The organism is Flavobacterium sp. Sr18 (assembly GCF_011064265.1).
Taxonomy (GTDB): Bacteria; Bacteroidota; Bacteroidia; order Flavobacteriales; family Flavobacteriaceae; genus Flavobacterium; species Flavobacterium petrolei.
This window is the reverse complement of the sequence record NZ_CP049329.1, coordinates 704,979-728,398: the sequence shown is the minus strand read 5'-3', so window position 1 is coordinate 728,398 and position 23,420 is coordinate 704,979. Positions and strand designations below refer to the sequence as shown.

The following is a 23,420-nucleotide window of genomic DNA, read 5'->3' as shown; positions in this document are numbered from 1 at the left end:
AATGTAAAGTGTTATATAAAAAAGTTTGCGGAGCGAAGTTTATTTAATCTTATTATCCTTCTATTCATCTATGTTACTGATATAATAGTAATAAAATACTTTGTTAGATACTGTGAATAGTGGGTTGACAAGAAATAGGTGTAATATAGTTATGCGCAATTTGCGCTATTATGTAATAGTATATAGTAGCGCAAAGCGGTTGATTATTTGCGCTATTGTGTAATAGTAATAACAAAGGTGCGGAGCGAAGTTTATTTAATCTTATTATCCTTCTATTCATCTATGTTACTGATATAATAAACATAATAAACCTTGTTAGATACTATAAACAATGGGCTAAACGAATATATCTAAAATAAAAGTATGCGCAGTTTGCGCTATTACCAACCAATTAAAATAAAGTTGAAACTAGAATATTATCTAAGTAGTTTTGTATATATAGAATCATTATAACTTTTCGTCATACTACTATAAGAAAATATGATAGTTAAAAATGCTTTACTTATAGTGATTCAAGAAGTATAATTGAAATAAGATTAAGATAAGCAAAAATAATTTGGCTTTTTACTAAAAGCTAGATATATATAATAACACTTCAACATTGAATGTTGTCTGGTTGCTGATGGGTAGCTCCCATCAGCTTCTGCACCAGATTAAAAAAAGCAGAACATAACATAAAAGCAGAATAAAATGAAAATTGAAAACAACAACCAAATTAATTAATGAAGATGTAACACTAAGTGGTGATACTGGTGATATACAAATAATCCAAAATGATATTGCGCTAATATTCCCAAGCGTTGATTCAATCCTAATTCCAAAAAAAATAGAATACAACTTAAGAAAATACGTTTCAAAATCTTTATTAAAAGAAATTGATTCAGATATTGATATTGCTATTGAAAAATGTTTGGTAATAATATCTAATTTTTCCAGTACCTTTTTTACTGATGATAAATGGAAATCTTTAAGTAGTGAAATATTACACGAACAAACAAAAATTGGTGAAGACAATACATACATCTATAAAAAAATATTAACAGTATTAAAGAAAGGAACTGCAACTGGTGCAATGATTGAAGTTAAAATTGATTCAGCTGGTTATGAAGATTACACAATTGGTTTAAAAAATAAACATTACCGATTAACTGAACAATACCTAAGAGTTGGACTAATTGAATACAGATTAAAAAATAAATCAATTATTCAAAAAAGAAATAAAGATTTTTTTAAACAATTAGATGTTGCATACCAAAACACCATTTGTAAAAACTTAATAAAACTTTATCCAGAAATTGACTTACCAGCAAATGAAGAACTACTAAAAATTGGTAAATAATTAGTTAAAGATGGTTATAAAACCAAAAAAGGTAAACAATTAACATTAAGAAACAAACACAAAAATGATTATTGGATTGACTCAACAGAACGTTCATTTGTTGAAGATGATATTCAACTTTTTGATTACTTAACTGGTCGTGGTTTTATGATTCCAAGTGCTGGTGATGAAAAATCTGGTGGTCGTGTTGTCGATTCATTTACCCTTATGCCATCTTGGATAAGAAAAGAAATATCAATCAATGGTACAAAGCTAAAAGAGGCTGATTATACAGCATTACACCCTAATATAGCGGTTAAATTGTATGCTGGTAAAGAAAGTTATATTACACACCAGAAAGTAGCTGAAAACGCTTCAATTGATGTTGCTGATGTTAAGATAGAACACCTAAGTTTTTTCAACAAGCATTGGAACGGAATGTTAACATCACCATTATTTAACTATTACGCAAATAACGAAACTGAAATGATGGAAAATATTTTTAAAGATAAACAGCAAAACGGTTACAAAATAACATCAAGAAAATTATTTAAAGCTGAAGTTGATGTAATGACAACGGTAATTGAAAAATTAAACGGAGTTGGTATTTATGTTCTATATGTTTACGATGCTTTGATTTGTAAACCAGAAGATGAATCAATTGTAATTGAAATAATGGATAAAGTAATTTTAGATTTTGGAATTAAAACTGAAGTAAAAAAAGAAGCGGTTGAACCAGAAATTGATTTGGTAGCGGCACAAGCATTTGCTGATGCATTCCTTAATAAAATCAAAACAAGAACTGAAGAAAAGATTCAAGAAGAAATTGATTCTGTTAATGATATTGATAATTTATTTGAAGTGCTGAAACAATCACCGATGAAAGAGATTCACAAATTATCTATATATGATGATATTAAAGATTTAAAAATAAAAACACTTGAAGCATTAAATATTAGAATAGCATCATAAATTATAATTGCGCACATGGTGCGCCCCAATATAAATTATTTTCATCACATATTGAAAATAAAGTTGAAACACAAATAACATAGAAGTATATTTGTAATGTACCCAGCAAAATAGACATTACCACCTTCAGCTGCTTACTTTAACCACCAACCACATTTTGCAAAGCCATTTAGCATATTGATACAACATCAGTAATATCTTGTTGTATTCCAATGTTAAGTAATTGTTAACTTTAATATTATTTTAGTTGTTTTCGATTAGTTGATATATTTATAATAAAGCAATAACAATAAGTGGTGTACCACAAAGCAAAAAAACAAAAACAAGATGAACACAATTATTTACAACTCAGTAAAATTATCTAAAAACGAAAGAACAATCTTAACTAACATCGTTAAAGGTGCAAAATCAAATGATAAATATGTAGTATGTATTGAAAAATTAGCAGCTGCAACTGGTATATCTTATGAAACAATTATGAACACGTTAAGAAGATTAACAAGAAAAAATATTGTTAGATTAACGAACTTTGATAGAAGTATTAATAATGGAAGTGGAAATGTACAGATATATTATGTTACTGAAGAAGAAGTGTTACCAATCGTTGAAACCAAAATGAAAACATTATCAACACCAAAAACCAAAAGAATAACATTAACTGAAGAACAAGTAAGTGATTTAATATTTTTTTGTAAGGAAACAATAAGCAGTGATTTTGCTGAAGATTATCACGATTTATTTAAAAGTTTAATAAAAAAATTACAATAACAATACCAAACAAGAAACCAAAATGAAAACATTACCAACAGCAATAGAAACATTAGCAACTGAAACAACTAATAAACTTATCCAACTATACCCAACAAGTGAGACTAATAGAAAACAATATCACCAAGTATCTTTAAAAAAGAAAAAAGGGTTAATCACATTTGATATTAAAGGTAAACATAATGATATAACAAATGTTTTTGATACATACATAACATTATATGTAAGCGGTTTAAATGTACCAACTGATTATAAAAGCGAATTAGCAAGTGAAAATAAATTTATTAGCAAATGTATAACTAATGAAACATCATATCTTAAGTGGGTTATAACACACGAATACGCACACATACTTTATCCAAACCTTGGACATACAAAGGAATTTTTTGAACAGGTTGAAGCGATTTATAGAACAATATAATAATGATGCTTCGCATGAGCGAAGCGAATAACAACTAAACCACCTTCAACGGTGGTTTTTTTATTTTCAGTTGAAGCTGTCCTTTTGGTTTTCTTGATATATTTATATTAAATAAGAATACACAAAAAAAAATATTAACCAATGAAACCAACAAAAAATGAACTTAACCTAAAACACATTACCAACAAAGATTTTGATTCTTTACTAAGAACCAACCAAAGATATATAAATACAATTGCTTATTCATTTGGTATAAATGATGCTGAAGTAATTAATGACCTTATACAAGTTGGTAGAATTGGTTTATTCAATGCATACCAAAATTTTGATATTAAAAAATCACCAGTATTTATTGGTTATGCAAGTTGGTACATTAAAGCCGAAATGTTAACGTTCCTAAATGAAAACCTTAATACAATCAAGATAACACATCGAACACGTGAACTATTAAAATCAGAACAAATACCAGCAACCAGAACAATATCAATGCAACACCCAATTAATGATTCTGGTGGTATTATTGAAGACTTAATTGCAAATCCAGTTGATAGTACTGAAGATGATTTAGAAGGTCTTAAAACGGCTGTATTGAAGCTGAAAAGTGAACAACAATATTTGATTAATTTGTGTTATGGGTTGAATGGTGATGTACCAGTAAAGCAAAAAGATATTGCTGTTATGTTTGGGTGTTCACATCAAAATATTCACGACAAAATAAACAAGGCAATTGCAGCATTAAAAAAAATAATGATAAATAAATAATCTTTTTTTGGCTTTTTGATAAAACGGATATATTTATTAGTATAACAATAATATAAATGGTTCGCCATGCGAACCAAACATATAAAAAAATATTAATAGAATGACAACAGAACAACAGAAATTTCAAAAAGCATCAGAAAATGAAAGACAAAAGATGATGCAAATATTTAATCAATTTGGTGTAACACAATATGAATTTACACCATCAGTATCTTATGATAGAATTGATGGTTATTACACCGCTTCAACTGGAACAGAATATGTGTTTGAAGTAAAGACCAGAAATAATGCAGCAAGTGCTTATAATTATAATACAGCAATTGAAAAAAGCAAAGTGGAATACATACAAGGTAATACAAAAGAAATACCACATCAACCGATACTGTTTTTCTTTTACAATGACAACCAAGCATATTATCAACAATTGGATTATGAAAAAGAATATGATTCATTTAGAGCATTTGCACCAGCAACAACATTTGGTGACCAAACAATGGTATTAAAAGATTTTGTTGGATTTAACATAAATAAAAAACACTTACTAAAACTAAACTAAAATGAACCAAGAAGACCAAAAACAAAACGAAAATAACGATGATATGTTAATGATATTATTCCAATTGAACCGAGCAAACCAAATTCAAAAAGATTTTTTAAAAAGCTTAGATGATTTGTTTACGCTAGAAGCTGAACAAGAAGATTAAAAAAAAAATGCTAACTTTAACCAGTTAGCATTTTTTTTATTTATAAATATATATCTCAATATTCTTTTCATCAACAATAATTTCACCAATTTTATTATTATTAAGTTGATTAAAAATAAGATTCAAAACATTGTCTTCATCAAGTATTACATAATCAATTTCTGTATCCTCAAAATGAAAAGTAATATATGTTGATGTATCAAATTTAAGTTGCATTTCATCATCAACATAATCAGCTTGGTTATCTAACTCAATACCAAAATAATCAATATTGATTAAATTAGATAAAATTAATTCTTTAACAAATTCCAAAATTTCAGTTGATGGAATTATAATTTTTGGTGTTGTTAACACAAGTGTATGTTGTACCATTGTTTAAAATATTTTATTTAGTTTTTATTTTCTGATTCATCAGTGAATAAACTTTCTAATTTCATTATGTAAATTTTTTCGTTTGTATGTTTGATTATTTTTCCTTTTTTATCTTTTTTAAATCCTTCAATGATTTTAATAAACATATATTTATCATTAAAATATAATAATTTTTGTTTTGTATTAGGATACTTTTTAGCAACATCAAGTTTAACTTGTTCAATATTAATTATGTTGTTAGGTGCTATAAAAATATTATGAATACGCTTATAAAAATAAATTGTTGCAATAATATATAATAAAAGCAATAAAATATTACAACCTTTAATAATTTTTTTATGTTTTTCTTTTGCATAAAAAAAACATCTATTTAAGTATACATTAAGCAAATAAAAAGCAAAAAATGATGTAACTGCTGAAGTTTCTATTTTACTGAAATTAGATTTATCATTAATAAAATATAAATAATAATAAACTAAAAGAACATAATAAAATGAAAAAAGAAACATCGATGTATTTAACTCTGATTGTCTGTATTTTTCATATTTTTCAACATCTAAATATTCAGTCGCTTTGGGTTCGTCTTTAATAAAAAATAAAATATCAGCAAACCAAGCAATGGGATAAAAGGAAAAAGCTGTGACTAAAAACATAAGTATTAAGATTCCATCTGGTACAATTTGAGAGATAGAAAAAAACCTTATATAAGGTATAGAAATTGACATTAATTCAAATGCTTGCCATAATCCACCAATGAATGCGGGAACAATAATTAGAACGCTTAAATACTCTTTTAGAAATTTTCCAATTGTAGTAATTTTTAAACCTGTTTGAATCATTTTAATTTTTTATATAACATTACTAGCTGAATCATAATAATTATGATTCCAACACCCATAATTATTTGAAACATTATTTTTGATTGCTTATTCATAATTATTATTTAAATATTTGCTTATTCTAAAGGTAAAAATATAACTTTGCTAGACCATTTTTTATTGAAATTTATTTAAAATTTTAAGATAATTTCAACTTTTTCAAAACATCAAGTATAACTTACTGATTTATAACATTTTAAAAAGTTCGTCTGTATACTACATTATTATCTTGATTGGACCACCGGGAGCAGGGAAGACGATGTTAGCCAAACGTTTGCCGAGTATTTTGCCGCCGATGACGTTGCGTGAAGCATTAGAAACAACCAAAATTCATAGTGTTGCCGGAAAATTAAAGGAAGTGGGATTGATGAATCAACGTCCGTTTCGAAGTCCGCACCATACAATTTCGAATGTCGCTTTGGTGGGCGGCGGAAGTTATCCGCAACCGGGTGAAATTTCGATGGCGCATAATGGTGTTTTGTTTCTGGATGAATTGCCTGAATTTAAGAGAGACGTTTTGGAAGTGATGCGTCAACCGCTGGAAGATCGGGAAGTAACGATTTCCAGAGCCAAGTTTACGGTTACTTATCCGTCCTCGTTTATGCTGGTGGCGAGTATGAATCCAAGTCCAAGTGGGTTCTTTAACGATCCGGATTCACCACAAACTTCTTCGCCACACGAAATGCAACGGTATCTGAGTAAGATTTCGGGACCTTTATTGGATAGAATTGATATTCATATTGAAGTGACTCCGGTTCCTTTTGAAAAATTATCGGATGACCAAAAAGCAGAAAGCAGTGTTGATATTCGGAAAAGAGTGACTGCGGCAAGAGAAATCCAAACCGAACGTTTTGAACAAATGGAAAACATCCATTACAATGCTCAAATGAATACCAAACACATTCGGGAGTATTGCGCTTTGGACGATGTTTCCAAGCAATTATTGAAAACGGCAATGGAACGATTGAATCTTTCCGCTAGGGCCTACGATCGTATTTTGAAAGTAGCCAGAACAATTGCCGACTTGGATGCAGCTCCAACAGTAATTTCGGGCCATATAGCAGAGGCAATTCAATATAGAAGTTTGGATCGTGATGGTTGGCTGGGGTAAATTAGATTTCAGATTTTTGATTAACGATTTTTGATTTTAGATGTTTAACAGCTGAAAATAGAGAATACGCTCGCGCTAAAGAGTAAAAAAGAAAAGTGTAGAAATAAATAAGTCAAAAAAGAGATTTCGAGAGAAATCTCTTTTATTTTTGCCAAATGTTAGAAATTCTGTACCAAGACGAATATATTATTGCAATTAATAAACCAAGTGGATTGTTAGTCCACAAATCGTTTTACGCGCGCGATGCAAAAGTTTATGCGATTCAAGAATTGAGAAATCAAATAGGAGGGCAACACGTTTATCCTGTTCATCGGTTAGATCGCAAAACATCTGGTGTCTTGTTATTTGCGTTGGATAAGGATGTTTTGAAAATTATGAATGATCGTTTTGCCACACGCGAAGTCGAAAAAAAATATTTAGCCATTTTACGTGGTTGGTCACCCGAAGAACTAACGATTGATTACGATTTAACCAATGATGATGGCATTATACAAAATGCAATAACCTACTTTTATCGATTGCAAACTACCGAAATTGAGTTAGCATTTAACAATAAACCTACATCACGATATTGTTTGGTAGAAGCGATTCCTGAAACGGGACGTATGCATCAATTACGAAAACATTTCAAACATATTTTTCATCCCATTTTAGGAAGCCGACCACATGGTTGTAACAAACAAAATAAATTATGGTTGGAGCATTTTGAACTGAAAGGAATGATGCTTCATGCACATCAGTTAATTTTTAATCATCCTATAACAAATGAACCACTTATCTTGAATGCAAAGATTAATGAAGAGTTTAGCAGAGTAGGTACTATTCTTGAGCTAGATTTGAATAACTATGAATAGCATACTAATTTGTAAAGTAATGCTTTACATTATTGTTGTATTTTGAAGCAACAGTTTTCAGTATAAAGAGGTATAGATTTTTTATTAATTCTTGAGATATTTACGAAAAAAGTCGGTAGACTTTTATATCGTTTGTGATTTTTAAGAATATTTAAATTAAAAGTTCAAAGTCTTGAAACTTTGCGTAGCGGGGGTAAATGAAGTATTGTGTGAAGTTTATAGCCATCCATCAAGTGTTTTATTGACAACCTTAATACGATCTGTAAAAGCAGAAATATTTTCTTCTTTAACTGTTTCAGGTTCATGAACTATTTTATTCCTTAAATATATAAAGTTTCGAATTTCATTGTGTAAGTCTTCATTTAAAAGACCGTGATTAGAAAGTCTTGTCAAATCCCCGACAATAGATCGTCTTGAATAATTCGGCTTTTGCTCGGGAAACATGTTAAAAATTTTATTTTCCACAAGCATGTAAATTAACCTTGTCATTTCAGAGTATTCTGAAAGATATTCACCTAAACCAAAATTAAAATTTCCCGCAACAGTTTCGGTTAATATTGTGCTTTCAATTTCAGAAATATTAATTTTGTCCAAATTGAGAATTGCTTTTGAAATCACATCTTTTACCTCAATTGAAAGAGAGTTGACTTTTTCGTAATCTGATTTTTCAAAAGTTCTATTGTGTGCGATTTTACACCTTAATCCATATAACTCATCCCATTTTTTGCTTAGATTTTCTTTCGTTATATCAACATTCGTGGAGAAGAATTTCTCCCAATTAGACATTGGGATTAGTGCTTTTATCTCTTCAAGTTTTAGTTCTTCAATAGTTTGAGCTTTTCTGAGTTTTTGAATTAAATGATCTTTATGTGCTGTATAATTTTCACTAAACAAAAAATTTTTTAATTGAATAAAATCAACATTATGCAAATAAGTCATGTCTTTGTTTGATGAAATTATTGAATTTTTTACATCATCTGGCACTCGATCTTTTATCCAATTAATTCCAACATTCGTCAGCATAAACTTTGTAATTAATTTTCGCATTAAATTTTCTACTTCAAAAATTTGCGGATATGCTAAATTTGAATAATAAAGACTTATTCCATCGAATAGTGTTTGGGGTGTTTTGTTAATTATATGTAATATCGATTTTACTGCTCTTAGAAGCTCAATAAATTCTTCTATTCTCTTATCATTATCGCATTCAATGGATAAATGAAAATAAGACTCTCCCGTATTTTTTACTTTGCCAGATTCTAACAAATAATTTACGTGTAGCTCTTTGTATGACAGTCTGTTTTTAGAAATTGTAATTTCTGGATCGGATTGTAACAAATAATTAAAAGTTTTCTCATTTGAACTTTTAATATTTTGATTTTCTATAAAAACAAGATATTCAATTTTTAGCATGATGTTGAATTAAATTTCGCACAACTAGTATATAAGTCTGACAATAGCCATACTGTTTTATTCAAATATATTATTTTTTTTCTTACAAATCATCTGGCAATTCTAGATTTGTCAAATGAATTTACAAAATTGTATTATGAAAGTAAAAACGCTCTTAATAGCCCCGATTACTTCACTTAGCTTTTATTTTAATTGGAGTTCAGTGAACTACGTTTGAAATGAAAAACCTTCTTAGAGCTGGTGTTCAGCCCTAAGAAGGTTTGTAATGGATAGCGAGAAATACGTTCTTAAAAAACGAAAATATTCTGCTCCTAAAAAACAATAAAATTAATTATCTTTTAGAACGTCTGTCATTATTTTGACTCGGACGTCTTGGACCAAAACTGTTATTGCTGCTTCGGTTTGTAGTGTCTGTTTTTGGTTTTCGCGGAGTTGAATCGCGTTGTTGTCTTCCTTGCCCTTGCTTGATTGGTTCTTTGGAAGCGTTAGGATCGGGTTCGAAACCTTTGATATTTTCTTTAGGCAAATTCAAACCCACTAATTTTTCGATATCACGCAAGAAGACCGTTTCGTCTGGACTGAATAAAGAAATAGCTTCACCATTGGCACCAGCTCTTCCGGTACGACCAATTCGGTGAACGTAATCTTCAGGAATGTTAGGCAATTCAAAATTGACCACATGCGGTAACAATGGAATATCCAGTCCTCTGGCCGCAATATCGGTAGCGACTAAAGCGGTTAGGCTTCCGTCTTTGAAACCCGCCAAGGCTTTGGTTCGTGCGCCTTGACCTTTGTTTCCGTGAATGGCTGCTGCTTTGATTCCGGCACTAATCATGCTTTCTGTCAGTTTATTAGCGCCTTGTTTGGTACGGGTAAAAACCAAAATTTGTTTCCAGTTTCCTTCTGTAATCAATTTAATGATAAGTTCAGTTTTTTTCTCTTTGGCAACAGGATATATTATTTGAGTAATAGCATCTACGGTTGTGTTTTCCGGAGTTGCTTCTACGTGAACGGGATGGTGCAAAATACCCATCGCCAATTTCTTGATGTCTGTTGAGAAGGTTGCCGAAAACATCAAGTTTTGTCTTTTTGTAGGCAATACTTTTATAATGCGCTCAATGTCTCGTACGAAACCCATGTCTAGCATACGGTCAGCTTCATCTAAAACTAAGATTTCAACTTTTGCAAGTGATATTAAACCTTGATTTTGCAAATCGATTAACCGACCTGGAGTGGCAACTAAAATATCTACTCCCTGACGCAGTTGTGTTACTTGTGGATTTTGGTTTACGCCACCAAAAATAACGGTGCTTTTTAAGTCTAAAAATACACTATATTCCTTGATATTAGCCAATATTTGTGCGGCTAATTCTCTTGTAGGTGTCAATATTAAGGCGCGAATAGGTCTTTGTCGCAATTGTTGACCTTGTGATAATATTTGTAAAATAGGTAATGTAAAACCGGCTGTTTTTCCTGTTCCTGTTTGTGCAGATGCTAAAACATCTTTACCTTCTAATATTGGGGGAATTGCTTTTTGTTGAATTGGAGAGGGAGTTGTGTACCCTTTTTTGCTGATGGCTTTAAGTAAAGCATCAGATAAACCTAATGAGTTAAATGACATAAATGGTGTTTATAAAGTAAACACTATTATTTAGGTTACTTTTTTAATTGGGCGCAAAGGTACAGTTAATTTTCCGATGTGCTTTTGATTGCCTTGATTTGTTTAAATGTAAGCATAAAAAAAATCGGGACTATATCCCGATTTTTAAATTCTAATGATTTGAAATTTATCTTATTTCTGCAAAAGTATCGCCTTGATTGATGTCACCGGATTTATACCCTTTCATAAACCACGCTTTACGTTGTGCCGAAGTTCCGTGTGTAAAGGACTCCGGAACAATGTGTCCTTGAATTTTAGCTTGAATTGCATCATCACCAACTGCGTGAGCCGCACTTAATGCTTCATCAATATCGCCTTCTTCCAAGAAATTATTCATTTTTTGATTGTAATGCGTCCAAACACCCGCATAAAAATCAGCTTGCAATTCCAGAGCAACCGATAATTTATTGGCTTCAGCCTGACTTTTACCTTCTTGCATTTGTCTCATTTTAGCAGAAGTGCCTAACAACGTTTGCACGTGATGACCAATTTCATGGGCGATTACATAGGCTGTAGCAAAATCGCCTCCTTGTGCACCAAATTTTGTTTTCAGTTCTTCAAAAAATGTTAAATCCATATATACTTTTTGGTCAGCCGGACAATAAAAAGGTCCCGAAGCAGAGGTAGCATTACCACACTCCGTTTCCACAGCCTGGTTGAACAATACTAATTTAGGATTTGAATACTGCATATTATTTTCCTGAAATATTTTTGACCAAATATCTTCACTATCTGCAAGAATGGTTTTTATAAATTGTTGCTCTTCGATTTCTTTGGCAGTTAAATCTCTTTGTTCGGTAGGAGTACTTTGACCCTGATTCATCTGTTCCAATATCGGCGTAAGCATTTGGGCATTTTCTCCACCAAAAGTGTTTAGTAACAAGATAATAATCCCAATTATTCCACCTCCTACAATTGTTTTTCCACCAGAAGACATTCCTCTTCGGTCCTCTACATTATCACTTTGACGTCTGCCACTCCATTTCATAATCTGTATTTTTTTAATTGTTAATAAACCTTTGTACTACAAAATTACATTATTTTTAAGTATAATTATTTTTTATAAATTTTGGTCAATGTACCCATTTCAGAAATGTTTCTTCAATAATTCCTTTGATAATTGGTTTTGGAATGTAATCACTCATTCCTGCATTAAGACATTTTTCCTTTTCTTCTTTTTCCGTTCCGGCAGTTATTGCAATTATGGGTACGTTCTGTCCTAATTTTAAATTCCGAATGATTTCTGTCGCTTCATAACCATTCATGACAGGCATTTGGATGTCCATAAAAATAATATCAGGGTGAATTGTTTCAAATTGTTCTATTGCTAACTGACCGTTTAGTGCTTCATAAATTGTGGTAGGCACGGGCAAATTTTTAATGATTGTTTTCAGCAGTAACATATTCACTTTGTTATCCTCCACAATTAATACAGTAACTTTTTTAGCTTGATGATTAGTTTGGACTGCTATTTTGTTATTAGAATCAAAATCAGTGTCGTTTAAACTGAACGTTGTCGAAGCTTCATCGCTTGTCTTTAGTGTTAAATCAAAATAAAAAGTGCTGCCTAAATCTATTGTACTTTCTAATTGCAAATGACTGTTCATTAATCCTAATAATTGGTTTGAAATTGTTAATCCCAGTCCAGTACCACCAAATTTTCTTGTTGTGGAGCTGTCTTCCTGTGAGAATGCTTTAAATATTTTCTTTTTGTTTTGTTCTAATATTCCAATTCCGGTATCGATAACCGCAAAGCGAATAGTAGCTTTGAAATCATCTATTTTCTCTATCACTGACACCTCTAATTTTATAGCGCCTCTTTCTGTAAATTTTACGGCATTCGCCAATAAATTAATTAAAATCTGTTTCAATCGAACGCTATCCAGCCATAAATATTTTGGTGTATCTGCTGCAATATTGAGTTCCAGTTTTAAATTTTTTTGATTGGATTCGTATAAAATTAAGTCGATTACTTGAGCAAGCATTTCATTGATATCATATTTTTCAATGTACAAATCCAGTTTTCCGGCTTCAATTTTGGAGAAATCCAGAATATCATTGATAATGTCTAGCAAGGAGTGTGCCGATTGACTGATGGTAGTCATATATTTATGCTGTGTTACTCCAAGATTAGTTTTCATCAATAAATCCGTAAAACCGATAATCCCGTTTAAAGGTGTTCTAATCTCATGACTCATGTTAGCCAGGAATTCTGATTTTGCTTTGTTGGCAGCTTCGGCTAATTCTTTCTCTTGTACTACGGTTTCGGCTTGCTTTCTCTCGGTAATGTCAATAAAAATCCCTTCCAAAAAAACAATTTTCCCATCTTTGTATATGGTATCGCCAAATTCTTCTACCCAAACCACGCGATTGTCTTTATGAATAATTCGGAACGTTAAGTGGATAGGGATTTTACGGTCTATCGCATTTTTTTGAGCAGCAATAGCGTTCGCTTTATCTTCGGGATGAATTAAATCTATGAAAGATAAGTGGTGATTTAGGAATTCTGATTTGGGGTATCCAGTAAGTTTTTCAATTTCATCATTGATGTAAATTTTAGTATTATTTTCATCGTAGTTCGATAAATATACCGTCCCGGGAATATTATTAGCCAATAATCTAAATTTTTCTTCACTTTCATAAATTGCAGTCTCGTTTGTAATACGTTCAATAGATGACGCAATATTACTGGCTAATGTTTGTAAAATATTCACCTCATCTTCAGACCAGGTTCTTTCGTTTTGTGTGTCGTCAAACCCTAAAAATCCGTGAAATTTATTTTTAACGAAAATTGGAAATAAGATAATTGAAATTACATCTACATTAATTAATTTGTTTCGAAGCGATAGATTTTCAATTTTCGGAATTATTGCTTTATAGATTTTGTTATTCAAAAGCGGTGTTAATAGCTCTTCAAAAAAATCATGCGGTAAGTTTTGAAGTTTAATATTGTTCTCTGTCAATTTAATATTGTTGATAATCCATCGGTATTTTTGACTTATTAATCCCGTATTTGCATCGTTTTCATAGTAATACGCACGATGTGATTTGGTCGCTTGTCCCATAATTATAAGGACATCCGAGAAAATATCGTTGAAGTCATTACTGTTTAAAAATTTCTCCGTGCAAAGCGCCATAGCAGACAAAAGTTCGCTTTTATATTCTAATTTCTTTTCTGTTTCATAGCGACTTTGTGAAATCATGGTTAGTGAAATAATATCAGAGATTGATCTTGCAAAGTTAATGTCTTCATTATCCCAATTTATTTTTGATTTGGTAGCCTCAAGACACAACACGCCAATGAGTTCCCCATTAATAAAAAATGGAATATCAAGTATTGACTTTATATCATACTCTAAAAAATAATTTTCAGTGAATTCTGATAGTCCATATTTGCTGAATACGTCAGGAGCACAAATTTGTTTTCTGCTTTTTATCAGTTCAAAATAAATTGGGTAATTTTCTTTTTTAAGAACAACGCCTCTACTGAAAGAATTAGCTTCTAATTCATATTGGTTTTCACATGTTAAGATGTCATTGGCATATTTCCAATAACTTACACGATTGCATCTGGTAACTCTAGCAGCGGATTCTAGGATTTGCATTACACTAACATCTAGATTTTTGTAGTTGCTAAAGTTAGTTGTTGATAATCGTTTAATCGTTTCGTTGTATTTTTCTATTTTTTCCTGCCGTGCTTTATTTTCAATTTCTATATCTTTAAACTTAGTTATATCTCGAGCAATTCCGGAATAGGCAACTATTTTTCCAAGATCATTTCTACGAATAATTACTTTCTGTGAAACCCATAATTCTTCTCCGTTCTCTTTTAATAAAGGAAATTCAATTGTTGGAAAGTAATTTTCCTTTTCCAACAAATTTTGATAAAAATCTCTGATGCTGCTAACATAATCTTTCCGAATAAAATCAGAGTAATGTCGATTTATTAATTCCTCATTTTCATAACCCAGCAATTTAATTGTAAAGTCATTCACAAATATAAAATTTCCAATAGTATCGACTTCATAAATAAGATCGATTGCATTTTGAATTAGATATTTATACTGATTTTGAATTTGAATTTCATTGGTTACATCCTGTCCAATTCCAATTATCAAATCATTCGAAAATTTCTTATCGTTCCATTGGATGTGTTTAAATTCACCATTTTTACATTTCAGTTTTCGAATAAATATATGATCGTCTTTAAATGTTTTATGGTATTCTTCACCAAAAAATTCGCTGTCTTCAGTAACTTTCCAATACCCTAATCCCATAACTTCCTCCACAGAATAACCTAAAATTGTTTTTACATTTTCACTGCAAAATACAATTTCCCCTTTTTTGTTAGTGGCCAGAATAAGCGAATTTCCTTTATTAATGATTTGATTGTTGAAACGCATTTCAATTTCAAGATTCAGTAACGAAATATAATGAATGTAGTTGATAATCAATATAATGAATGAATAGGTGGCAAGCGTAATGCTAGTTTCTATGGGGACCAATTCTAATAAAAAAATAACCAAAAAGAATGTAAAGACTGCGGTTACGAAAAACCAATATAGTTTTGTAGGTTTTAAAATGTTGTATGAAAAGAAAAAGCACACTATAAAACCTACAATAGGAATTGTATCTGTTGGAGAATAAATCAGATTTCTAGAAATAAAAACAAAGTAGAAAAGAAATAAACTGATGAATATTTCTTTAATATGTTTAAAAATAATTGCATATTTAGTGCTTAGCATGTAGAGAATTAGCAGAAATAAACCAATAGTACAGTTAGCTAATAATAAACTTTTAGGTCTAATTTTAAAAATCTCAAAGATGATTTCAATTGAAGGAAGTATGATACCTAGAAAAAGAAGATACAGTTGGTATTCTTTATTTTTTAAAACTGTTTCCGTACCATTTTTTAATAGCTTACTCTTTAAAGTCGATTTTATTTTATATACTTCATAGATCATGAATACAAATAAAATGGGTATAGCAATCAATAAAAGATTACTCATAGGGAAAAAATTATAAGCCCAAAATAAAATAAATTTTGAGTTGAGAATAGTCAGCAGTCCACAGTACCACAACATAGTAATTTTTTTATGAGGTTTCTAAAGAGTAGATCTTGGGCTCTAACTTTTGGTGTTCAATGTAGCAAAAAAAATCAAATAAAAACCAAAACAGATTTAAATTTCTGTTTGGTCTTTATTCAAAAAAGTAATTCTTAATTTTTATATTTTTTCTTGAAATTCAATTTCGCTTTCATTTTCAAAACCTATTATTTCGCTGTAAATAGCATAGTATAAGGAGTACATAAAAGGTAATGTGAAAAATATTCCAATACAACATCCTATAAAACCTACCAGCACTCCAATCGTTCCAATAACGATTAATCCCAGTAGTACTAATGGTTGTTTAGAAACCAATAGAATGCTAGTTTCTATTGCTTCTACCGCTTTTAAATTTCCAAAAATGATTAGCGGAATCATTAACATCGTAAATAACGATACGGTCACAGTAACAATAAAACCAAGTGCAGGTATTTGTGCATAATTTATTATCGTGGAAATGATGGAACTTGTAATAGATATGAGAAATGTTGCTACAAAAAGTTCCTTGAAATAGGGAGCTTTGAAAAATTCAAACATAGTAGAGACATGAAACTCTTCATCTCTTTCTGCGCAATAAGCCATTTTTAGTAACCCCGCTGTGAATGGACTAAATAAACTTGAAATAAGTGCTGAAATTCCTGTAATCAGTAGCAGCGTAGGTAAGGCAATTTCCTCCAGTTTTAAATTTTCCGGTTTTAAAAAATCTAAAACTGTTGGTGCTCCAAATATGGACATCACTATTCCAAATCCTAATATACTAAGCAGAACAAAGAAGACGAAAAATATCAAACCGCCATACAGTGCAATCTTTTTATAATTTTCGAAAGCGTGATTGAAAACATTGCCAAAATCTAAATTGTAGCCATCTTGTTTTATTTCTGAAATTCGGTTTTGTGTAGATTTATTCATTTGGTTTAAAAATTGATTAATTATATTTTAAAATAAGTTTCTTCAAAAGGGATTCGGAATCGTTCTCCATAAACACCATTTTCGTCTCTGATACCGCAGCCTAAAATCATGTTGATTTCTGCGGAAGCGGGTAAATGTAATATTTTTTTAATTCTCAGCGAATCAAAACCTTCCATGGGACACGTGTCATAATTGATTGCGGCCATACTAATCATAAAATTCTGCGCAGCGAGTCCAGCACTTTTGTGAGCTACAATACGCATGTCGCTTTGTCGCGCTTGTCTGTAAATAGGTTTGAATATTCCAATGACTTGAAAAACAACGAATTTTATCATTCCGATAATTCCTAAAAAATCAAAATAAAGTGCCGGAATAATTTTCTGATAATAATTCAATGCAAATTTCTCTCTTTTGGAATACGCTGCTTCGGGTTTATTGCCGTATTGATTTTTCAAATAATCAATATTCGATTGCACTCTCTTGCGCCATAAATCCTTCCTCGCCACTACAATTACCAATTGCTGAGCTGTTTTAGCTGCATTTTGGTCAAAACTCGCTTTGGCTAATTTTTGAATTATTTCAGGGGATATCACGTGATAAAATTCCCAAAGTTGCATATTACTGCTTGTGGGTGCGAGCGCCGCCAATTGAATACATTCTTTTACTTTTTCAGTATCAATAGCTTCATTTTTAAAGACCCGAACTGAGCGTCTGTATTTTATGGCTTCGCTTACTGATTTTTCATTGGTTACAACCATTTTAAGAGTTTTTGAATGGTTTTTAATTTGTCTTTATAGGGTGCATAACGCAGTTGTAAATCAAGCCAAGTTCCTTTTTTTACAATCGCTTTTTTATGGGAAAAAATATCAAAACTTAATTTTCCATGATACGCACCCATTCCGGAATTTCCAACTCCACCAAAAGGAAGTCGATTGTTTACCAGATGAATTACGGTGTCATTAATACAACCACCACCAAACGAGTATTTGTGGATGACTTCATCGATAAAAGATTTGTTTTGGGAAAATAAATAGAAGGATAATGGTTTTTCGAAGCTCGAAATTATTGCATCAATATCTGATTTAGTTTCGTAGGAAAGTATCGGGAGTATCGGTCCAAAAATTTCTTCGGTCATAACCAGACTGTCCATTTTGGGTTCGTCCAGTAAAGTAGGAGCGAGGTATAGCGAATCTGGGTTTGATTGTCCACCAAAAAGTATTTTCTGATTTTCCAATAAACTCAATTGACGCTGCCAGTTTTTCAGGTTAATAATTCGGGCAAAATCCGGAGATTCTTCTGGATTTGTTCCCAATGCTTTTTCAATTTCCTGTATAAGGAATTTAACCAAAGTATCTTTCATTTTATGGTGTACCAAAATATAATCTGGAGCCACACAGGTTTGTCCGGCGTTTATGATTTTTCCCCAAACAATGCGTCTGGCACTTAATTCTAAATTTGCGGTTTCATCAACAATGCAAGGGCTTTTTCCGCCTAATTCCAGTGTTACCGGCGTTAGATTTTCGGCTGCAGCCTTTGCTACTATTTTTCCAACGGCAACACTTCCCGTAAAAAAAATATAGTCCCAGCGTTTGCTTAACAAATTTGCTGCAACAGTGGCGTCTCCAGTAATGACAACAACATCTTTTACCGGAAAAGTTTCAGTGATTATTTTTACTATAATATTTGACGTATTCGGGGTTAGTTCAGATGGTTTTAAAGTCACTTTATTCCCAGCAGCAACAGCGGCGACAAGTGGACATAAAGCCAATTGAAACGGATAATTCCAAGGCGAAAGGATTAAAACATTGCCATAAGGTTCACTGTATACGTAATCAGAAGAAGGGAAATTTAAAAATGAAGGGAAAACCTTTTTTGGCTTCGCCCAAGAATCGATGTTTTTTATCGTTTCTTTCAAATCACTGATAACGTAATTAGTTTCAGTTAAAACGGCTTCAAAAGCAGGTTTTTTAAAATCATCATACAACGCCTTAATAATTTCCTCTTCATGTTTTGTGATGACATGTAATAATTTTTTAAGAGATTCTTTTCGGTATTTTATGTCAGTTTTGTGATTCATGAGATGATTTTTAAATTAAAAATACATAATTATTAACTTACAGCAGCTTTCTTTAGAAGCTAAAATAAAAAAAACAGGAGTTTATATTCCTGTTTTATATGGTATAAGTCTGTAAGTTATCTTTTTTGTTACCGTTTTTGGATCCGTAAACTGCAAAATATTAGACTGCATTCCAAATCACATCATCAGGAGTTGGTGCGATGATTTCTATGTTTTCTTTAGTAACAGGATGTACAAAAACTAGTTTTCTGGCGTGCAAATGTATTCCTCCATCGGGATTACTTCGATCAAAACCGTATTTCAAATCGCCTTTTATGGGTGATCCAATAGCCGAAAGTTGGGCTCTGATTTGGTGGTGTCTTCCCGTATGAAGATTAATTTCCAGTGCAAAATAATTGTTGAGTTCTTGAATAATTTTATAATCTAAACTGGCTAGTTTACTGTCAGGAACTTCTTTTAAATGCGCTTTTGACGTGTTGTTTTTTTCATTTCTTTTAATATAATGAACCAATTTATCCTCAGAATTTGCAGGTTTATTTTTCACAATACACCAATACGTTTTTTGAGTTTCACGGTTGCTGAACAACTCATTCATTCTGGTTAACGCTTTACTGGTTCGGGCAAAAACTACAATTCCGGTTGTTGGTCTGTCTAAACGGTGTACAACGCCCAGAAATACTTCTCCGGGTTTATTATACTTATCTTTGATGTATTCTTTCACCACATCAGACAATGGTTTATCACCTGTTTTATCACCTTGCACAATATCGCCTACGCGCTTGTTGACCACAATAAGATGGTTGTCTTCGTGAAGAATTTGCAGGTTATTTTTATTGGAAACTATTTTCATTTGGATTTTTAAATTTTTAGACTTCTTAGATTTTTAGACTTTCTTAGATTTCTAGACAAGTTTTGCAGTCTAAAAATCTAAGAAAGTCAAACAATCTTTTTTTAAAAAAGTCTATAATAAAGTTGCTCTAAATCTTGAAGTCATTTTAATAATTTCGTCTAGCATATTTGATAATTCTATTAAATCTTCTGGAGTGATAAAACCTAAATCGGATGAAATAAGAATTTGTGTTTCAACTTCATAAGCTGAACCGATGGCAATTTCTAAAAATCGTGCAAAGTCCTTATTAGATTGCCTTGATGATCCTTCAGCAATATTAGACGGAATAGAAACAGAAGCTCTTCTTAATTGATTTGTTAGTCTAAATTTTTCTTCGTTAGGAAAAGACAAAGTCACTTTGTAAATTTTAGAACAGAAATATCTACTTTTTTTCCAAATCTCTAAGTCCTTAAATCTCTATGCATTCCTATTTTTTTTATTCTAACAATCCAACAATCTAAAAGTCTAATAATCTAAAAGGTCTAATTTAATATTGTTCGCTGGAATTAGGAAAATCACTTGATTTCACATCGGCAACATATTGACCAATAGCAGTTGTCATTCCTTCGTATAAATTCATGTATCTTCTCAAGAAACGCGGACTAAATTCATTGTTCATTCCTAACATGTCGTGAATCACCAAAACTTGACCGTCAACACCGCCACCAGCACCAATTCCAATTACTGGAATCGAAATACTTTGGGCAACTTTTTCGGCTAAATGAGCAGGAATTTTTTCTAATACTAATCCGAAACAACCCAATCTTTCCAACAATTTAGCGTCTTCTATTAGTTTATGCGCTTCTTCTTCTTCTTTGGCACGAACGGTATAGGTTCCAAATTTATAAATAGATTGCGGGGTTAAACCCAAATGTCCCATCACTGGAATTCCTGCGTTTAGTATTTTTTTGATTGAATCTTTAATCTCTTTTCCGCCTTCCAGTTTCACGGCATGACCACCGCTTTCTTTCATAATTCGGATAGCAGAACGCAACGCTTCTTTAGGATCTGATTGGTAACTTCCAAAAGGTAAATCCACGACTACCAATGCTCTTTCGATCGCTCTCACCACAGATGATGCGTGATAAATCATTTGGTCCAACGTAATTGGCAAAGTCGTTTCATGACCCGCCATCACATTCGAAGCAGAATCACCAACTAAAATCACATCAATTCCGGCGGTATCAACGATTTTTGCCATCGTATAATCGTAGGCAGTAAGCATGGAAATTTTCTCTCCATTTGCTTTCATTTCAATCAGTGATTTTGTAGTAATCCTTTTATAATCTTTTTTTGCGACAGACATATTTGTTATTTTAAGATTGTAAAGGTAACAAAATGTATATTTTTAACTCAAAAATGTAACAGTAATGTTACTTGAAATACCAATTAAATAAAAAAGTAATTATGCGTAAAATAGTATTAATGATAGTATTGCTTATAACGGCGAATGCTGAGGCTCAAAATCAAGAAATTCAAAACGTAATTGAAACTTTTTTTGAGGCTTTTCATGCCAAAGATACGCTGAGATTAAAGACGATTTGTGACGAAACAATGATATTGCAATCCATTAGTGAAAATGCTAAAGGCACTAAATTAACGAATGAAAAATTACAAGCATTTTTTAAATCGATAGCTTCTATTCCTCCCGAAGTCAAATTTCAGGAAAAAATATTGAATTACTCCATCCAAATCGATGGAAGTATGGCGCACGTTTGGACGCCGTACGAGTTTTATGTGGATGGTAAATTAATTCATAAAGGCGTGAATGCGGTTACGCTGTTTAGGAAAGATACTCCCGAAACTTCAGAATGGAAAATCGTTCATATTATTGATACCAGAAGAAAGTAGTTTTGGTCAGTAATTTTTTAAAGACGTTTACTTGATTGTTTTATCCAATGTATTTATCATAGAGAAAAACATAGAAAATGGCTATCATAACAGAAATGAAATTCCCCACCAAATAAAAATCGTTGTACAGAGATTGCTTTACTTTATCTTGTTCATCGTCCCTTTTTAATCTTGTTGCCAATTTTAAGGCACCAAATAAAGCTAATGCATGCGGGTAATCATTGATCAGCGAAACTAATAAAAAGATTCTTTCAACGATTCCTTTAAGAAGAGATTTATAGTCTATAACTTTATTTTTTCGAATTGTTTTTGGCGTGATAACATAATAAAATATACCTAAAAGTATTTCTGTAGAAAGAATGAAAACCATAAATTGAAATATAGCCATGCTTTTATTTTATTGAGGTAATTGTATGAATTATATTTTTTGTAGCATTATAAGTTTCCATCTGTAATGTTTTTTCTCTTTTCCATATTAAAGAACGGGTTTTATTCATTTTTTCAGAAACGATTTTATAGTCTTTTAATTGTATAAAATTTGATACTAATTCATAGTCCTTTTCTAAAGACCATTTGTCTATAACATTTTCAAAAATTATGAAAGCATCATTCAAAATACTTTTTTGTAAGAGATTGTCTATTGAAATGTTAAATCTAAATTTTTTATATTTTGAATCATTCAGTTTTAATCTTGCTTCTGTTAAACCGCTTCCCAACATTTCATAGGCAATCTTTTCATTGACGGGCGTTTCTATTTCGCCTTGATTCAAAACATACCGTAATTTAAAATTTAATTTTTTGTGAATACAATTTTCTTCTAAAGTAAGAATAATTTGTATCGATGCGGCTAAGTTTTTTATGACACCTTGAAATTCATCACCTAAAGTAATAGTTAATGGTGATGATATATCTGTTTTATAGATTTCATTTACCTCTTCTATTAGATTTTTGAAATCTTCCATTAGTGGTTTTTGCTCCTTTTTTCCACTATTAATAATATCCGCCATTAGGATAAAGTGTTTCATAAAAAATGAAATTATGTATTTTATTTCAAAAATAGTGAAATAATTAATATAATTTCATTTTTAGTGAAATTAAAAGTAGGATTTAAGGAAAGATAAAATCAATTTACAAAATTACATGAGAATTTAACAAGACAAGTTAATAGGTGTCGTCATTCAAATCTGATTCTTTTTCATCAGCTTTTTTGAAATCATTGTTCAAAAAATTGGTGTACTTTTTTTTATCTTTTTGATTTTTTTTGATAAGAAATACAATCAAAATTACCACACAAATAATTACAATACTAACTACTATCCAATTGATTTCCATTATTTTTGATTTAAGAATAAAGAT

The 23,420-nt window shown here is 31.1% G+C and carries 24 protein-coding genes and 1 pseudogene; 10 read left to right on the top strand and 15 right to left on the bottom strand.

What is annotated here, in order from left to right:
* Positions 1–697 precede the first annotated feature (697 nt).
* From G7A72_RS03250 to G7A72_RS03220, 7 genes are all read left to right on the top strand, one after another.
* A complete protein-coding gene (locus tag G7A72_RS03250; RefSeq protein WP_165151411.1) occupies positions 698–1,339 on the top strand; it encodes a hypothetical protein in 642 nt (213 codons plus the stop codon).
* A gap of 147 nt (positions 1,340–1,486) precedes the next feature.
* On the top strand, positions 1,487–2,290 hold the full coding sequence (locus G7A72_RS03245; RefSeq protein ID WP_165151410.1) for a hypothetical protein: 804 nt from the start codon (positions 1,487–1,489) through the stop codon (positions 2,288–2,290).
* Positions 2,291–2,617: 327 nt separating this feature from the next.
* Positions 2,618–3,058, top strand: a complete 441-nt coding sequence (locus tag G7A72_RS03240) for a hypothetical protein (protein ID WP_165151409.1) — start codon at positions 2,618–2,620, stop codon at positions 3,056–3,058.
* A 22-nt stretch (positions 3,059–3,080) separates the two neighbouring features.
* Positions 3,081–3,479 (top strand): M48 family metallopeptidase, encoded by a 399-nt coding sequence (locus tag G7A72_RS03235; RefSeq protein ID WP_165151408.1) that lies wholly within the window; start codon positions 3,081–3,083, stop codon positions 3,477–3,479.
* A gap of 141 nt (positions 3,480–3,620) precedes the next feature.
* Positions 3,621–4,241 (top strand): sigma-70 family RNA polymerase sigma factor, encoded by a 621-nt coding sequence (locus G7A72_RS03230; protein WP_165151407.1) that lies wholly within the window; start codon positions 3,621–3,623, stop codon positions 4,239–4,241.
* Between the two features lie 100 nt (positions 4,242–4,341).
* A complete protein-coding gene (locus G7A72_RS03225) occupies positions 4,342–4,797 on the top strand; it encodes a hypothetical protein (protein WP_165151406.1) in 456 nt (151 codons plus the stop codon).
* 1 nt (position 4,798) lies between these two features.
* Entirely contained in the window at positions 4,799–4,945 is a 147-nt protein-coding gene (locus G7A72_RS03220) for a hypothetical protein (protein ID WP_165151405.1), read from the top strand.
* Between the two features lie 36 nt (positions 4,946–4,981).
* On the opposite strand, the gene G7A72_RS03215 is transcribed toward G7A72_RS03220, so the two are convergent.
* Together G7A72_RS03215 and G7A72_RS03210 are read right to left on the bottom strand one after the other, a co-directional pair.
* Positions 4,982–5,317, bottom strand: a complete 336-nt coding sequence (locus G7A72_RS03215) for a hypothetical protein (protein ID WP_165151404.1) — start codon at positions 5,315–5,317, stop codon at positions 4,982–4,984.
* 17 nt (positions 5,318–5,334) lie between these two features.
* A complete protein-coding gene (locus tag G7A72_RS03210; RefSeq protein ID WP_165151403.1) occupies positions 5,335–6,156 on the bottom strand; it encodes a hypothetical protein in 822 nt (273 codons plus the stop codon).
* Positions 6,157–6,418: 262 nt separating this feature from the next.
* On the opposite strand from G7A72_RS03210, the pseudogene G7A72_RS03205 reads away from it, so the two are divergent.
* Together G7A72_RS03205 and G7A72_RS03200 are read left to right on the top strand one after the other, a co-directional pair.
* Positions 6,419–7,306, top strand: a pseudogene (locus G7A72_RS03205) (YifB family Mg chelatase-like AAA ATPase); the annotation flags it as partial.
* A 155-nt stretch (positions 7,307–7,461) separates the two neighbouring features.
* Entirely contained in the window at positions 7,462–8,160 is a 699-nt protein-coding gene (locus G7A72_RS03200; protein ID WP_165151402.1) for a pseudouridine synthase, read from the top strand.
* A 216-nt stretch (positions 8,161–8,376) separates the two neighbouring features.
* Here G7A72_RS03200 and G7A72_RS03195 read toward each other — a convergent pair whose 3' ends face one another.
* The 10 genes from G7A72_RS03195 to panB form a co-directional block, all read right to left on the bottom strand.
* Positions 8,377–9,573 carry a HEPN domain-containing protein gene (locus G7A72_RS03195; protein ID WP_165151401.1) on the bottom strand — a complete coding sequence of 399 codons (1,197 nt, stop codon included), beginning with the start codon at positions 9,571–9,573 and terminating at the stop codon, positions 8,377–8,379.
* Between the two features lie 331 nt (positions 9,574–9,904).
* Positions 9,905–11,194, bottom strand: a complete 1,290-nt coding sequence (locus G7A72_RS03190; protein ID WP_165151400.1) for a DEAD/DEAH box helicase — start codon at positions 11,192–11,194, stop codon at positions 9,905–9,907.
* 166 nt (positions 11,195–11,360) lie between these two features.
* Positions 11,361–12,221, bottom strand: a complete 861-nt coding sequence (locus G7A72_RS03185) for a neutral zinc metallopeptidase (RefSeq protein ID WP_165151399.1) — start codon at positions 12,219–12,221, stop codon at positions 11,361–11,363.
* Positions 12,222–12,306: 85 nt separating this feature from the next.
* Entirely contained in the window at positions 12,307–16,242 is a 3,936-nt protein-coding gene (locus G7A72_RS03180; RefSeq protein WP_165151398.1) for a PAS domain S-box protein, read from the bottom strand.
* A gap of 216 nt (positions 16,243–16,458) precedes the next feature.
* Positions 16,459–17,247, bottom strand: a complete 789-nt coding sequence (locus G7A72_RS03175; protein ID WP_165151397.1) for a hypothetical protein — start codon at positions 17,245–17,247, stop codon at positions 16,459–16,461.
* Positions 17,248–17,267: 20 nt separating this feature from the next.
* On the bottom strand, positions 17,268–18,005 hold the full coding sequence (locus G7A72_RS03170; RefSeq protein WP_165151396.1) for a nitroreductase family protein: 738 nt from the start codon (positions 18,003–18,005) through the stop codon (positions 17,268–17,270).
* Positions 17,996–19,324, bottom strand: a complete 1,329-nt coding sequence (locus G7A72_RS03165; RefSeq protein WP_165151395.1) for an aldehyde dehydrogenase — start codon at positions 19,322–19,324, stop codon at positions 17,996–17,998. The genes G7A72_RS03170 and G7A72_RS03165 overlap by 10 nt, the downstream gene beginning before the upstream one ends.
* A 160-nt stretch (positions 19,325–19,484) precedes the next feature.
* A complete protein-coding gene (locus G7A72_RS03160; RefSeq protein WP_165151394.1) occupies positions 19,485–20,174 on the bottom strand; it encodes an RluA family pseudouridine synthase in 690 nt (229 codons plus the stop codon).
* A gap of 111 nt (positions 20,175–20,285) precedes the next feature.
* Positions 20,286–20,612 carry a four helix bundle protein gene (locus G7A72_RS03155; protein WP_165153609.1) on the bottom strand — a complete coding sequence of 109 codons (327 nt, stop codon included), beginning with the start codon at positions 20,610–20,612 and terminating at the stop codon, positions 20,286–20,288.
* A gap of 88 nt (positions 20,613–20,700) precedes the next feature.
* Positions 20,701–21,519, bottom strand: a complete 819-nt coding sequence (gene panB, locus G7A72_RS03150) for a 3-methyl-2-oxobutanoate hydroxymethyltransferase (RefSeq protein WP_131916405.1) — start codon at positions 21,517–21,519, stop codon at positions 20,701–20,703.
* Between the two features lie 101 nt (positions 21,520–21,620).
* On the opposite strand from panB, the gene G7A72_RS03145 reads away from it, so the two are divergent.
* On the top strand, positions 21,621–22,064 hold the full coding sequence (locus G7A72_RS03145; protein ID WP_165151393.1) for a nuclear transport factor 2 family protein: 444 nt from the start codon (positions 21,621–21,623) through the stop codon (positions 22,062–22,064).
* A gap of 40 nt (positions 22,065–22,104) precedes the next feature.
* On the opposite strand, the gene G7A72_RS03140 is transcribed toward G7A72_RS03145, so the two are convergent.
* The 3 genes from G7A72_RS03140 to G7A72_RS03130 all read right to left on the bottom strand — a co-directional run bounded on the left by G7A72_RS03140 (position 22,105) and on the right by G7A72_RS03130 (position 23,396).
* Positions 22,105–22,452, bottom strand: coding sequence for a hypothetical protein (locus tag G7A72_RS03140; protein ID WP_113665548.1), 348 nt, complete (start codon positions 22,450–22,452; stop codon positions 22,105–22,107).
* Between the two features lie 4 nt (positions 22,453–22,456).
* A complete protein-coding gene (locus tag G7A72_RS03135) occupies positions 22,457–23,071 on the bottom strand; it encodes a SatD family protein (RefSeq protein ID WP_165151392.1) in 615 nt (204 codons plus the stop codon).
* A gap of 154 nt (positions 23,072–23,225) precedes the next feature.
* Positions 23,226–23,396 (bottom strand): hypothetical protein, encoded by a 171-nt coding sequence (locus G7A72_RS03130; RefSeq protein ID WP_165151391.1) that lies wholly within the window; start codon positions 23,394–23,396, stop codon positions 23,226–23,228.
* Positions 23,397–23,420: the final 24 nt, after the last annotated feature.